13 protein-coding genes, 1 tRNA gene and 2 pseudogenes are annotated in these 12,632 nt (G+C 73.9%); 7 read left to right on the forward strand and 9 right to left on the reverse strand.

Translation table 11 applies throughout. The features are described 5' to 3' along the window. Positions 1-197 precede the first annotated feature (197 nt). From rsrA to BN2279_RS22160, 3 genes and pseudogenes are all read right to left on the reverse strand, one after another. Positions 198-458 (reverse strand): annotated as a pseudogene (gene rsrA, locus BN2279_RS22150) (mycothiol system anti-sigma-R factor); the annotation flags it as partial. After that, positions 455-1,084 (reverse strand): sigma-70 family RNA polymerase sigma factor, encoded by a 630-nt coding sequence (locus BN2279_RS22155; RefSeq protein ID WP_059012674.1) that lies wholly within the window; start codon positions 1,082-1,084, stop codon positions 455-457. The gene BN2279_RS22155 and the pseudogene rsrA, both read right to left, overlap by 4 nt. A 281-nt stretch (positions 1,085-1,365) precedes the next feature. Next, positions 1,366-2,193, reverse strand: coding sequence for an SOS response-associated peptidase (locus tag BN2279_RS22160; RefSeq protein ID WP_059012275.1), 828 nt, complete (start codon positions 2,191-2,193; stop codon positions 1,366-1,368). Between the two features lie 169 nt (positions 2,194-2,362). On the opposite strand from BN2279_RS22160, the gene BN2279_RS22165 reads away from it, so the two are divergent. Beyond that, on the forward strand, positions 2,363-3,316 hold the full coding sequence (locus BN2279_RS22165; protein WP_059012277.1) for an SCO2400 family protein: 954 nt from the start codon (positions 2,363-2,365) through the stop codon (positions 3,314-3,316). 29 nt (positions 3,317-3,345) lie between these two features. Here the strand turns inward: BN2279_RS22165 and BN2279_RS22170 are convergent, their stop codons facing one another. The 3 genes from BN2279_RS22170 to BN2279_RS22175 form a co-directional block, all read right to left on the reverse strand. Beyond that, positions 3,346-5,208, reverse strand: coding sequence for a WD40 repeat domain-containing protein (locus tag BN2279_RS22170; RefSeq protein WP_059012279.1), 1,863 nt, complete (start codon positions 5,206-5,208; stop codon positions 3,346-3,348). 19 nt (positions 5,209-5,227) lie between these two features. Then, positions 5,228-5,371, reverse strand: coding sequence for a hypothetical protein (locus BN2279_RS29580; RefSeq protein WP_159037310.1), 144 nt, complete (start codon positions 5,369-5,371; stop codon positions 5,228-5,230). A 212-nt stretch (positions 5,372-5,583) separates the two neighbouring features. After that, positions 5,584-5,955 carry a hypothetical protein gene (locus BN2279_RS22175; protein ID WP_059012281.1) on the reverse strand — a complete coding sequence of 124 codons (372 nt, stop codon included), beginning with the start codon at positions 5,953-5,955 and terminating at the stop codon, positions 5,584-5,586. Positions 5,956-6,127: 172 nt separating this feature from the next. On the opposite strand from BN2279_RS22175, the pseudogene BN2279_RS30795 reads away from it, so the two are divergent. Continuing rightward, positions 6,128-6,364: pseudogene (locus tag BN2279_RS30795) on the forward strand (hypothetical protein); the annotation flags it as partial. Between the two features lie 64 nt (positions 6,365-6,428). On the opposite strand, the gene BN2279_RS22180 reads toward BN2279_RS30795, so the two are convergent. Beyond that, the gene (locus BN2279_RS22180) at positions 6,429-7,262 is read right to left on the reverse strand and encodes a WD40 repeat domain-containing protein (protein WP_059012284.1); all 834 of its coding nucleotides are present in this window, start codon (positions 7,260-7,262) and stop codon (positions 6,429-6,431) included. Positions 7,263-7,578: 316 nt separating this feature from the next. Here BN2279_RS22180 and BN2279_RS22185 point away from each other — a divergent pair, with 316 nt between their 5' ends. After that, positions 7,579-8,304 carry a GntR family transcriptional regulator gene (locus BN2279_RS22185; RefSeq protein WP_059012285.1) on the forward strand — a complete coding sequence of 242 codons (726 nt, stop codon included), beginning with the start codon at positions 7,579-7,581 and terminating at the stop codon, positions 8,302-8,304. Positions 8,305-8,341: 37 nt separating this feature from the next. Here the strand turns inward: BN2279_RS22185 and BN2279_RS22190 are convergent, their stop codons facing one another. Next, positions 8,342-9,187 (reverse strand): spermidine synthase, encoded by an 846-nt coding sequence (locus tag BN2279_RS22190; RefSeq protein ID WP_234348056.1) that lies wholly within the window; start codon positions 9,185-9,187, stop codon positions 8,342-8,344. A gap of 190 nt (positions 9,188-9,377) precedes the next feature. On the opposite strand from BN2279_RS22190, the gene BN2279_RS22195 reads away from it, so the two are divergent. Next, on the forward strand, positions 9,378-10,424 hold the full coding sequence (locus BN2279_RS22195; RefSeq protein WP_159037311.1) for an NsdA family TPR-like regulatory protein: 1,047 nt from the start codon (positions 9,378-9,380) through the stop codon (positions 10,422-10,424). A gap of 18 nt (positions 10,425-10,442) precedes the next feature. On the opposite strand, the gene BN2279_RS22200 is transcribed toward BN2279_RS22195, so the two are convergent. Next, the gene (locus BN2279_RS22200) at positions 10,443-11,051 is read right to left on the reverse strand and encodes a histidine phosphatase family protein (protein WP_059012289.1); all 609 of its coding nucleotides are present in this window, start codon (positions 11,049-11,051) and stop codon (positions 10,443-10,445) included. Positions 11,052-11,231: 180 nt separating this feature from the next. Here BN2279_RS22200 and BN2279_RS22205 point away from each other — a divergent pair, with 180 nt between their 5' ends. From BN2279_RS22205 to BN2279_RS22215, 3 genes are all read left to right on the forward strand, one after another. Then, complete coding sequence (locus tag BN2279_RS22205) at positions 11,232-12,122, forward strand: phosphatase PAP2 family protein (protein WP_079032385.1); 891 nt, start codon at positions 11,232-11,234, stop codon at positions 12,120-12,122. A gap of 7 nt (positions 12,123-12,129) precedes the next feature. Beyond that, on the forward strand, positions 12,130-12,474 hold the full coding sequence (locus tag BN2279_RS22210; protein WP_059012291.1) for a hypothetical protein: 345 nt from the start codon (positions 12,130-12,132) through the stop codon (positions 12,472-12,474). Positions 12,475-12,546: 72 nt separating this feature from the next. After that, positions 12,547-12,620 (forward strand) — tRNA-Lys (locus tag BN2279_RS22215). Positions 12,621-12,632: the final 12 nt, after the last annotated feature.

Raw genomic sequence — 12,632 nt, forward strand, 5'->3', positions numbered from 1 at the left:
AACGGCGGCCCCTCGCACGTCGGTGCGCGAGGGGCCGGGGCTGTCGCGTATACCCATCTGACGCTGCCGCCGGAGGGGAGGGGGGGGGTCGGCGGGGGCCGCGGGGCACGGAAGAACTGAACGGTGGAATGGATGGCAGAGTATCCGGCGCTTCCCGGGCAGTCGGGGAGCGCCCCGGGGGCGGGCGCCGCGTCCGGCGCCTCGCCCGCGCGGATCTGGTCGATCCGCCCGAGCACCTTGGCCCGCAGATCGGCCGGCACGTCGTCGTGGCCGCAGCAGCGCTTGACGAGCTTCTTCACCGACTGCTCCAGCCCGTACTTCTCCAGGCACGGAGAGCATTCGTCGATGTGCTCCTGGAACTTCGCGCAGTCACCGTCCGGCATCTCACGGTCCAGATACTCGTACAGCCGGTCCAGGACCTCCGAGCAGTCCTTGTGGTGCGACTGTCCGTCACTCATGATCCTGAGCCTTCCTGGGACCCGGCCGGGACGAGGCCGCGCTCGCGCGCGTAGTCCGCGAGCATGTCGCGGAGCTGCCGACGGCCGCGGTGCAGCCGGGACATCACCGTACCGATCGGGGTACCCATGATGTCCGCGATCTCCTTGTACGCAACCCCCTCCACGTCCGCCAGATAGACGGCGATCCGGAACTCCTCGGGAATCGCCTGGAGGGCCTGCTTGACGTCGGAGTCCGGCAGGTGGTCCAGGGCCTGCGACTCGGCCGACCGCAGCCCGGTGGACATGTGCGACTCGGCGCGGGCGAGCTGCCAGTCCTCGATGTCCTCGGCCGCGCTGCGCTGGGGCTCGCGCTGCTTCTTGCGGTAGGAGTTGATGAAGGTGTTGGTGAGGATGCGGTACATCCACGCCTTGAGGTTGGTGCCCTGGCGGAACTGGTGGAACGAGCCGTACGCCTTCGCGTACGTCTCCTGCACCAGGTCCTCGGCGTCCGCGGGGTTGCGCGTCATCCGCAGGGCGGCCGAGTACATCTGGTCCAGATAGCCCAGCGCGTCGCGCTCGAAGCGCGCGTTCCGCTCGGCTTCGGTCTCCTCGTGCGTCCCCTCGTCCGTTCCGGTGACCGGACCCACCTCCTCCGCCAGCGTCATGAGCCCGCGCATGGGCTCATCCGCTTCGGAGGATAGACGACGACCGGTCGCGTCCGCCGGTCGGGACGACCGCTCGGCGGCCAGCCGCAGCGTCGCCCAGTCCACCTCGGCCGCCGCCCGGCGGACGACTGGACCTGCGGGGCGCGGGGGGCATGCGATGGAAGCCATCGGGGCGGTTCTCCCTCTACGAGTGCGTATCGCCCGTGACAACATCCGCGCCGGCCGCCGCATTCCCCCGCGTCCCGTGCCCGGGGCCCGGGAGCCTAGAAGAGGGTCTCCTCCTCGGGCGCGGGCAGCTCCGTGACCAGCTCGGGCCCGTTGTTCCGCACGTTGCTCACGGCGAGGGGCACCGGGTACGCCCGGAACCGGCCGGGGGGCGGCGGCGCCAGCAGCTCGCGTATCTCCCCGGGGTCGGAGCGGGCCGGGTCCAGCCAGGCGTCCCAGCGCTCGGGCGGCAGGGCCAGCGGCATCCGGGGGTGGATGTCGGCGAGCGAGCGCGGACCGTGACCGTCCTCCTCCCGGGCGCCGAGGCCGGGAAGCGGGTCGGTCTCGGCCTCGGTGGTGATCACCGTGCACGTGGACCACCAGGCCCGGGGGTGGTCGTCGGGGAGGGTGCTGTCGCGCCAGAACTCGAAGAGCCCGGCGAGCGCCATCACCGAGCCGTCCGCGGGGGTCACGAAGTACGGCTGCTTGCGGGGCCGCTTCCGCTTCCCCTTGACCTCCTCCTCGCGCTCGCCGGCGCCCGTGGCCCACTCGTAGTACCCGTCGGCGGGCAGGAGGCAGCGGCGGGAGGTGAAGGGGCGGCGGTACGCGGGCTTCTCATGGACGGTCTCCGCCCTGGCGTTGATCATCTTGACGCCTCCGTCGGGCGACTTCGCCCACGACGGCACCAGGCCCCAGCGCAGGACGCGGAGCTGGCGGACAGGAGTCGGCCCCTCGTCCTTGACCGGGCGGTCGAGAACGGCGTACACCTCCTTGGTCGGCGCCACGTTCCAGTCGGCGGGCAGCGCCTCGGCGGGGTCCCACCGCTCGATGTCGAACAGCCCGACCAGATCCTCCGGACGCCGGCTCGCCGCATACCTTCCGCACATGGCCCCCAAGGGTAGTGGCCGGGTACGACAGCCTGCCGGGGAAGGGCGGAACAGCCCGGCGCCCGTATGACTCTGGTCTCCTTTTTGGACAAGTGCATGACCAAATGAGAGCCGCCACTAAGGTGTTCGCCACCCCCGACAACCGCCCGCCGCCGTGGAACGAGGAGCCATGCACTACTGCGTAACATGCCAGAGGCACCTCAACGGCGCGCTGGTATGCCCGGGTTGCGGCACGTCCGCGCCCTGGACGGCGCCCGTCGCCCCGGCCGGGGAGCCGGACGACACCGGGCACGCGGCCGACCCGCCGGCGTACGACGGCCACCACGGCGACGACGGCCACGAGGGCCACGAGGGCCACGAGGGCCACGGAAGTTACGGCGGTTACGGCGGTTACGGCGAGGGGCACCACGGCCACCACGCCTACGCCCCGGCCGGCGGGCAGCCCGGATATCCCGACGACACCTATGACACGCGTCCCTTCGTGACGGACGACGGACACACCGGGCCCTACGCCGCCCCCTACACAGCCGATTACGCCGCCGACCCGTACCCCGCGCCGGATCCGTACCCCGAGGCCGACCCCCTGGACGGCTACGTCCACGACGACGGTGACGCCGACATGTACGCCGCGCCGGTGGGCGACGCGCCCGCCGGCGGGCACGGTCCCGAGTCCGCCTCCATCGGCGCCTACGACCTCGCCGGCGACGAGGAGCCCGTCCCCGCGCAGGGCGGCGGGAAGCGGCACGCCCTGGTCCGCCGCACCGGCCGGCGCTATCTCACCGCGACCCTGCTCGGCGTGACCGTCCTCGGACTGGCCGTCGCCGAGGTGGGCGACGTGGCGATGCCCGCCTTCGTCCCCGACCTCGACCCCGAGGAGGACCCCCGGGCGGGCGGATCGCCCGAGCCCTCGGGGGACGAGGGGGACGCCGGAAACGGTGAGGACACCGGCCCCGACGGCGGAACGGACGGCTCCGCGGCCCTGCCGCCCGCGCCCGGCGGCACCGCCGAGGCGACCGGCGACGAGGAACGGGACGAGGAGTCCCCGGACGAGGACGAGCGGCGCGACGGGGAGGAGGACGACCCGTCTCTTATAGACATCCGACGCCGCCGACGAAGAGGATAGTGGAGACGTCGGGTGGGGCGGGCTCATGATCATGAATGCTCTGGACATACGGGCATAACTACTCGTCTCCTCGCGCAGTACGCAGCGGTGCGGCCGGTGGCCACGTCGGTGAGGACGAGGCACGGCTCCTCGCCGAGCAGCGCGCGGGCCACGACGTCGCCGCGCGGCCCGAAGAGGAGGTCGGCCGGGTGGGCGGCGCCCTCGACGGCGGGCAGCAGGGAGACGTCCGGGGGCGCCCCTGGCTCCGGCCAGCGGCAGAGCACGTGCGGGCGGCCGGCCGAGCCGCGGTCGAGCTTGGCGCAGAACGCCAGGGCGCGGGCGTCGTCGGAGATGGCGGCGACGGTCACCGACCAGTGGGAGCAGGGGATCTCCCCGTCGTCCGGGCCGCCGAGCAGCGTCGCGGGCAGACCGGTCAGCAGCACCTGGCCGGGGCAGTCCTGGGCGGGCGGCGGCGCGGCGTCGTCGGGACGGGCCAGGCCGTCGAGGAACCAGGCGTCGATCTCCTCCTGGACCACGACCAGGGCCCGGCCGTCGGGGGTGAAGGCGGCCGTCGCGCCCGCCGGGTCCGCCCACAGCGTCTGGCCGCGGCCGTTGAACAGCACCGAGCCGAAGTCGGCGCCGATGAAGGCGTACGGGCCCGCCGCCGTCCAGATGGCGCGGGTGGTGACGGCGGCGGCGGGCGAGTCGGCGTCGAGGCCCTCGGTGAACCCGGTGGGCCGCAGCAACTCGCCCGGCCCCAGGGTCAGTCCGCCGTCCCGCGCGTGAAGTGCGAAGAGCCGCGCGGCGGGCCGGGCGGCCGTGGCCACCCCGGCGCCCTCGGGGGCGCCGCCGACCGCGCCCCCGCCCGCGAACAGGCCGCTGCCGTCGGGCGCGAGGGCCAGGGCGCCCACCGAGGCGAGCCCGGTCTCGGCGGTGGCGAGAACGGCCCCGGTGGCCACCTCGCGCAGCACCACGCGCCCGGCGGGACCGGCGTGCGCGAGCAGTCCGCCGCGCCGGTCGAGGGCCACCGGCCCGAACGCGTCGCGGGCGTCGGGCACGCGCAGCAGCGTCCGGCCGGTCGCCGCGTCGAGGACGGCGACGACGTCGGAGCTGCCGGTGCCCACGGCCAGCCGCCGCCCGTCGCCGGAGAACGCGAACCGTACGAGGTCGTCGCGGCCGAGGCAGATGTCCTTGTCGGGGGGCGGGTGGATCTCCCACAGCGGCTCGCCGGTCCGCGCCGACCAGGCGTGCCAGCGGCCCTCGACGGCGGCGACCACGGTCCGGCCGTCCGGGGAGACCTGGAGGTCGTACGCCTCGTCGTGGTACTCGCCGCCGTTGAGGTACCAGCCGAGGGGGGCGTCGCGGGTGGTGTCCCAGCGGACGATGTCGCCGCCGTTGTGGTGCCATTCGGCGGCGGCGGCCAGGGCGAGCCAGCGCAGGCCGGGCGGGGCGGCGACCGCGCTGGCGCCGTTGTCGAAGTAGGCTCCCCGGCCGCCGCCCGTTCCGCCGGCACCGCCGGGGCCGGTGCGGCTGTCGGCGTCGGTGTCGGTCCCGGCGTCGATGTAGGTGGTGAAGCAGCCGGTGTCCTGCAGGAGTTCGTCCAGCAGTTCGTTGACCAGTTCGTCCGTGACGTCGTCCTCGGCGGGCACCGGGACGGTCCCGGTCTCCACGTTGTCGAGCCGGCCGAGGCGGCGGGTGCCGGCGAGCGCGTGGCAGGGGCGGACGTCGCCCGACACCCACTGGGCCCACCAGTGGTCGGGCATCGGCCGCTGCCCGGCCGGCCAGCGCAGCACACGGGGGGTGACGGCGGCGAGCCGCCGCGGGTCGAGCCGTTCGAGCAGGCCGCACAGCTCGCGCCAACCGGCTTCGCTGGGGCGGGAGTCGAGGAGACGGAGAAGTTCGGTGGTGGTCACGGGACCGGTCCTTGCCTGTTCAGCCGAGAGGGTACGCGCGGACCTCGGCAGTGGTTGCGACGACGAGCGCGCGGCCGTCGGCGGTGAGCGCCCAGGCCGTGGAACGGCCAAGTCCCGGTACGGAGAGGAGCCGTTCACCGTCCGCCAGATCCCATACCGACACGGTCCGCTCCGCTCTGATGGCGACCCGCGGCCCGTCCGCCCCCCACACCCGCCTCCTATACACATCTCACCCTGCCCGCCAAGCAGGCAACGGTCGCCCCGGAGCGCTCCCCCCCACCGACCAACAGAGTTCCTCGCCACCTCCCCAGTGTGACGGGCGGGCGGTGCGGCACGGACCTCCGGTCCTTCCGGTCCCGCGCGGCCCGCCGGGTTCTAGGGACGACAGTGCGGCTGACAGCGGTCCACGACGGCGAGGAGGCGGACGGCCTCGTCGAGGGCGGCGCGCAGCCGTTCCGGCTCGGTGACGTCCGTCGTCCCCCCCGGCGGAACGAGCCAGCCGCTGCCGGACACCGGCGGCTGGGTGCCGCACGCCGACCCGCCGAAGGTCTGGATGCAGGCGCTGCCCGGCAGGTCCCAGCCCTGGGCCGTGCCGGGCGGCACGATGAACCCGAGGGTGTCGCCCTCCCGGTCGTGCAGCACCGGGCCCACGTCGTGCCGCAGGCGCAGGATGTCGACGGCCTCCAGACCTTGCCGGGCGGGAACGGTGACCAGATCGCAGGGCTCCGCTTCGCCGGTGTCCGCCATGGGGTCCTCCTCGTTGGACGGTCGGGTGCGTTGTTCAACGCGCGACTCCTGTCAACGGCTACGGCCAAGGACCGCCGCAAAGGGTGGCAGTTCATGGCAGATCAGGGCTGGAATGTCCTGTTTGCTGGAAAACACACCGTAGTCGGGGGCGCACAGCCGGTACCTTCCGCCCATGGCGACGTCATCATCCGCGTCCCGGCCCGACGGCCAGCCCCCGGTTCTCAACCACGTCTTCCGTCAGCTTCGCGGCCCCCTGTCGCAGGGTGAGTTCGCCGCCGCCGTCCGGCGCGCGGCGCGCCAGATCGGCGAACGGGTCTGCTGCGACGCCCGGTACGTCGGCCGGGTCGAGGCAGGTGAGATTCGGTGCCCTAATTACGCCTATGAACGGGTATTCCTTCATATGTTCCCCTGCATCTTATACACATCTGACGCTGTCGACGAAGAGGATAGGCGAGAGCCATGGAGCAGCGGCGTCACGGAATAAAAGCAGAACGGAGAGGTGCGCCGCTGTTCTGGACAGCCGCCCCCCCCCCCCCGCCCCCACACCCGTCGGCCATGTGAGATGTATATAAGAGACTGCCAGCCGGCCCCCCGCCCCCCCCGGCGGCGGCCCCCGCCACCGTGCCGACCGCCGCCAGCGACCGGCCGCCAGGACCGAACACCAGCCCGGAGCACCAGTCGAGGCCCGTCGCGTGGACGGCGAGGCCGCCGCCGCGCGTCTCCAGGACGGCGACGGCGCCGTCCGGTGCCCGCTCCCACGGGCGGCAGAGCCGGAACGCCAGCCGGGAGCCGTCCCCGTCCACGGCGACGGCCTCGCTGCCGCCGACGCCCGGCGGCTCGGCCACCTGCCGCCCGTCCGCCGCCGACCAGGCGGCGACGGTGCGGCTGCCCTGGTCGCAGCCGGCGATCGTGCGGCCGTCGTCGCTGACCGCCAGCCGGACGTCGCCGGGGTCGCCGTGGCCGGGCAGCAGCGGGTGGTTGACGAGGCGGCGCCACCGTTCGCCGTCCTCCCAGTGCACGACCTCCCCGACGTGCTGGTCGTCGTTCCCGCCGAGCGAGGCGGTCAGGGCCGTTCCGCCGCGGCTGAGCACGAGGTCCCGCACGACCGGGCCGGGCGCGCGGCGGGCCAGGGTCAGCCGCGCGGGCGGCCGTCCCGAGCCGGGCCGGAGCAGCAGCAACTCCCCGAAGCCGGGGAACCAGGGCGCGGCGGTCGCGACGACCACCCGGTCCAGGCCGTCCGCGGCGGCGACGGCGCTCACCCGCTGCGCGGCGGCCGGACGGCCGGGCAGCGGCCGGAGGATGTCCAAGTCCCCGGGCTCACAGAGTTGCCGAACAACCATGACATGGACACTAGACCGCGCCACGGCGGGCGCGGGGGGCGTTTCGCCAACTGACGGCGTGCCGTGACCGGAGATTCATCGCCCGTGGCCCGCTGTTCCCGCGCGCGCCGGGTGGTGGCCGGGGCGCACGCCGGGGCGTGCGGTGGCACATTCGGCCTGAACTCTTCTTGCCAGTGTCAACTGCCGTAGTCCTCGGAGGAGTTACCGGTGCTTGACCGTGCCATCGGCCGCTGCCACGCTCCCGTCGAGGACCCGTTGCCCTGCCGGCCGGAGGAGGAGCGAAGTGGCTCTGCCGAAATACGAACAGATCGCCTGGGAGTTACGCGGCCAGATCGTCCGGGGCACGCTGGCCACCGGCGACGCGCTGCCGTCCGTTCCGGAGATCTCGGATCACTGGCGCGTCGCGCGGGCAACGGCCGAACGCGCCATCGGTGTGCTGAAGGTCGAGGGCCTGGTCGACATGCGGCAGGACCACGGGACGTTCGTCGGGGACCGGGAGGTGCTGGCGCGCACGGCGGGCGAGCGGTACCGGACGGCCCGCGAGACGGGCTACGCCTACACCGCGGGCGAGCACGCCGACATACGGGCGGCCGACGAGGTGCACGCCCCGGAGGACGTCGCCACGGCGCTGGGCATCGCGACCGGCTCCCGGGTCGCCCGGCGGCACCGGCTGCGGTTCAGCGACGCCCGGCCGCGGTCGATGTCCTGCTCGTGGTTCCCGGCCACGATCCTGGTGCACTGCCCGCGCCTGCTGGTGCGGGAACGGATCCGCGAAGGCACCACGCGCTACATCGAGTTGCAGACCGGGAGGAAGCCGCACACCGGCCGCGACACCTGGACCGCGCGGCTGGCGACGGCGGAGGAACGGGAGTTGCTCCGGCTGGAGGAACCCGCGGCCGTGGCGGAGATACGGCACATCACGTACGACGCGGCGGGCGAGCCGCTCGCCTACGAGGTGGGCGTGAAGCCGGGCGGCGGCTGGACGAGGACGGCGGAGTACCCGATGTGAGCCCCGGCGGCCCCCGCCCGCCCGGGGCCCGGCGCCGCTAGCCGAACGTGCCGGCCGGTGGCAGCGGGGAGGCCGTGGCGGTGAGGGCGGGGACCACCGGGGCACCCGCCGTGAAATCGGTCAGGTCGCGCCCGGGGAGCAGCCGCGCCGGGCTCGGGGCGCGGGCGAGACGGCGGCTCAGGTCCTCGGCGGGCAACGCGCCGTCGCGGGCGCACAGGATGCCGTTGCCGAAGCGCCGGCCGCGCAGCACCGCCGCGTCGGCGGCCAGGGCGCCCGCCGCGAAACGGCTCAGCGCGGTCGCCACCTGACCGCGCAGATGCGCCAGCGGCGGCCCGTCGGTGAGGTTGGCCGCGTACCAGCCGCCGGGCCGCAGCGCCCGGCGTACCGCGTCGAGGAACTCGGCGCTGGAGCAGTGCGCGGGCGTGCGGGTCCCGTCGAAGACGTCGGTGATGATCAGATCGGCCCAGCCGTCCGGGACCCGGCCGAGCACGTCCCGCGCGTCGGCGGCGCGCACCCGGACACGGGCGCCGTCCGGCAGTGGCAGCACGCGCCGGACCAGCGCGGTGAGGCGCTCGTCGGGCTCGGCGACCTGCTGGGCGGAACGCGGCCGGGTGACCGCGAGATAGCGGGCGAGGGTGAGCCCGCCGCCGCCCAGGTGCAGCGCGTTGACGGGGTGCCCGGGCGGCGCGGCGAGGTCGGCGATGTGGCCGAGCCGCCGCTGGTAGGCGAAGGCGAGGCGGGTGGGCTCGGCGAGGTCCACATGGGACTGCGGCGCCCCGTCGAGCGACAGCTCCCAGCCGTCCGCGCGGTCCGGGTCGGGCACGATGTAACCATCCTGCCCCGCCGCCGAAAAGGGGAGGGTAGTGCACCGGGGGCGCCGCAGTTGTTCATCAAAAACAACACACGTGCAGACCATAACGGAGAGGAGACTAAAGACAAAGAAACCTAACGGTGGAGAGCGGCGGAGTGGTGGCGGGACGGACCCCGAGGCCCCACCAGCTCACCCGGCCGGCACTGCCGACCCGGCCGACACAGGCACCACTGCCAACACGGACCACGTGGAGGAGGGCGACGTGCTGCGTCGCGCGTTCATGACCGGCGGCCCGGCCGCCGTCGCGTCCCTGACCGCTCTGGGATCGCTCCCCGCCGACGCCGGGCCCGCGCGCCCCGGCGGCACGGAGACCGCCGCCATACTGCGCGCGGTCCACGACATCCGTCTGCTCGACGACCGCCATGGCGCCGACGCTCTCTACCGGCCCGCCCGCGACACCCTCCGGGCGGCCTTCGCCCTGGTCGACACCGGCGCCAGGCGACAGCGCGTGAGCAGCCGGCTGCACGCCGCCGCCGGCGAACTCGCCCTCTCGGTCGGCTGGCTGGCCCACGACTCCGGCCGGCCGGCCGACGCCCGCTCCCACTACGCGGAGGCCCTGGCCACCGCCCGGCTCAGCGGCGACGCGGCCCTGGAGGCCCACGCGTTCTGCAACACGTCCTTCCTCGCCCGCGACACCGGCCACCACCGGGAGGCCGTGCGCTCGGCCCAGGCCGGCCGGCAGGCGGCCCACCGGCTCGGCTCGGACCGGCTGCTGGCGCTGCTGACACTGCGCGAGGCCGGCGGCTGGGCCGGGCTCGGCGACCGGTCCGCCGCCCTGGAGGCACTGGCCCGCGCCCGCACGCACCACGAACGGGGCCGCCGCCCGGACGCCGACCCGGAGTGGATGTCGTTCTTCGGCGACGCCGAGTTCGCGGGCCAGGAGGCCGGATGCTGGGCGGCGCTCGGCGACTGGGAACGCGCGAGCGCCTGCCAGCGGCAGGCCGTGACGGCGGCCCGCGCCGACCCGCACTTCGCGCGCAACACCACGCTGTACGCGGCCGAACTCGCCCGGTATCTGGTGGCGCGCGGCGAGCCGGAGGAGGCGGCGGCCTTCGGCAACCAGGCGCTGGACCTGCTCGATCAGGTGCGCTCGACCCGCATCAGCGCGCTCCTCGACCACACCGCGCGCTGCCGGGGCCCGGCGGACGGGGACGCGACGGTCGCCTCGTTCCTCGACCGCCGCCGGGCACGCGGGGCGCCCGCCCTGCCGGTGCTCCCGACCCTGTCGGTGCGCAGCCTGAGCGCGTAGGCCCGCCCGGGGGCGCGGTCAGGTGTCCAGGTGCCCGGTGTCGTTCCAGCGCTCGATGGCGGGTTCGCCGTAGGCCCAGCCGAGGCCCGACAGGGCCGCCGCGTCCAGGCGGAGCCGGGCGGCGAACGTGACGTCGAGGCCGAGCCACCGGGCGCCCACCGCCCGCAGGATGTGGCCGTGCGCGAAGACCACCGTGTCCCGCCCGGCCGCGTGCGCCTCACGCGCCCAGGCGACGACCTCGTCGGCGCGCGCGGAAAGCTGTTCCAGGGTCTCGCCGCCGGTCACCCCGTCGCGCCAGATCACCCAGTCCCCGCCGTGCCGTTCGGAGATCTGTCCGGTGGTGAGGCCCTCCATGTCGCCGTAGTCCCACTCGCGCAGCGCGTCCCAGGCCGTGGCCCGCCCGCCGAAGCCGGCCAGCTCGCACGTCTCCCCGGCGCGCGAGAGCGGGCTGGTGCGGATCTCGGCGCCCGGCAGCCCGTTCCACGGCTCCTGCTGAAGACGCCGGCCGAGCGCCTTCGCCTGGGCGCGGCCCTCGTCCAGCAGCGGCACGTCCGTGTGACCGGTGTGACGCCCGGCCACTGACCAGGCGGTTCGTCCGTGCCGGATCAGCAGGGTGCGCGCGGGCATGGGGGTCCTCTCGTCCGTCACATGTATCACTCATCATCTCGCACGCAACCGAAAGAGGCTCCCCGGGCGTCTGTTCCCCCGGACTTCGCCTTACGGTGGGACTAATCAACCTCCGGCTGGCTACTTGACCATGCCGACAGCCGAACAGCCGAGACGACGTGAACCTGGAGTCTGACGACGATGCCCCGAGACCGGCCGCGCTGGTGGACCGAGCTGCTACTGATCGTGGTCGTGTACGGGGCGTACTCCGGGGCGAGGCTCCTGGCGCGCGGTGACGTCGAGACGGCGGTCGACAACGGCCTGGCCATCCTGCGGCTGGAGAACTCGCTCTGGCTGACCGCCGAGGACCCGCTCAACGAGCTGTTCACCCAGGAGGCGTGGCTCGGCATCCCGTCCAGTTTCGCGTACGCGTCGCTGCACTACGTCGTCACCCCCGCCATCCTGATCTGGCTGTTCAGGCGCCGCCCGCTGCACTACCGGCTGATGCGCACCTGGCTGCTGGCCTCGACCCTGCTCGGGCTGATCGGTTTCACGCTGATGCCGACGAGCCCGCCGAGGCTGCTGCCCGGGACGCACGGCTTCGTGGACAGCCTGGCGCAGTACAGCGACTACGGGTGGTGGGCCGGCGAGGCGAGCGCGCCCAGCGGCATGGGCGATCTCACCAACCAGTACGCGGCGATGCCGAGTCTCCACGTGGGCTGGTCGGTGTGGTGCGGAGTGGCACTGTGGCACTACGGAGCGCGCACGCCGCTGATGCGGACGCTGGCCGTGGGATATCCGCTGATAACCACGATGATCGTGATGGGCACCGCGAACCACTACTTCATGGACGCCGTCGCCGGCACCGCCGTGATGACGGCCGGGCTGCTGCTGGCCCGCCCGCTGCTGCGGCTGTCGCACCGGATCCGGGTCCGCTACGGGCTGGACGGGCCCGTGCCCGGCACCGAGCACGACGCGATCCCGGCGACCACGGTGTCCGTGCCCGCCACGCGTCACGCCCGCCCGCTGGAGCTGGCACGGCAGAATGGACCGGCGCAGCGCGACGCGCACGCGCCGAATCTTGGAGGCTGATCCCCCGATGCCCGCGCCGCCGCCCGACGAGCCGTCCCGCCGCCACCACCGCCCGGCACCGCTGTTCTTCGAGCCGCCGACCGGGCAGGCGGACGAGGAGCACTTCTTCGCCCTGGAGAAGATCACCGACCCCCGGGAGCTGCTCGGCCGGGCGACGGAGCTGGCCGTGGCGTTCCAGGCGGCGGCCGACCGTTCCGTGGAGTTCCAGGCGATCGCCGCCGCCCAGCTCGCCGACCCACGGCGGTTCGACAGCCTCCCGGCGGCGGCGATCGCCGACCGCGCGGGGTGGACCGAGGACTACGCGGCCAAGATGATCGAGTACGGCCGTGAGCTGCAACGGCGGCGTCCTTGAGGCCGCTCCGGCCGGCTCCTTACCGATTTTTGTTCCGTCGGATGGGAGTGCTAGAGTCAACGACGTCAGCAGGCGCCGCTAGCTCAGTTGGTTAGAGCAGCTGACTCTTAATCAGCGGGTCCGGGGTTCGAGTCCCTGGCGGCGCACAGCGACAAAGG

Origin of the sequence: Streptomyces specialis (genome assembly GCF_001493375.1) — a bacterium.
GTDB lineage: Bacteria > Actinomycetota > Actinomycetes > Streptomycetales > Streptomycetaceae > Streptomyces > Streptomyces specialis.

Excerpts from the sequence above, each read along its gene's own strand:
- BN2279_RS22160 (WP_059012275.1), bottom strand. The coding sequence starts at position 2,193 with ATGTGCGGAAGGTATGCGGCGAGCCGGCGTCCGGAGGATCTGGTCGGG.
- BN2279_RS22165 (WP_059012277.1), top strand. The coding sequence starts at position 2,363 with ATGCACTACTGCGTAACATGCCAGAGGCACCTCAACGGCGCGCTGGTA.
- BN2279_RS22175 (WP_059012281.1), bottom strand. The coding sequence starts at position 5,955 with ATGGCGGACACCGGCGAAGCGGAGCCCTGCGATCTGGTCACCGTTCCC.
- BN2279_RS22200 (WP_059012289.1), bottom strand. The coding sequence starts at position 11,051 with ATGCCCGCGCGCACCCTGCTGATCCGGCACGGACGAACCGCCTGGTCA.
- BN2279_RS22205 (WP_079032385.1), top strand. The coding sequence starts at position 11,232 with ATGCCCCGAGACCGGCCGCGCTGGTGGACCGAGCTGCTACTGATCGTG.
- BN2279_RS22210 (WP_059012291.1), top strand. The coding sequence starts at position 12,130 with ATGCCCGCGCCGCCGCCCGACGAGCCGTCCCGCCGCCACCACCGCCCG.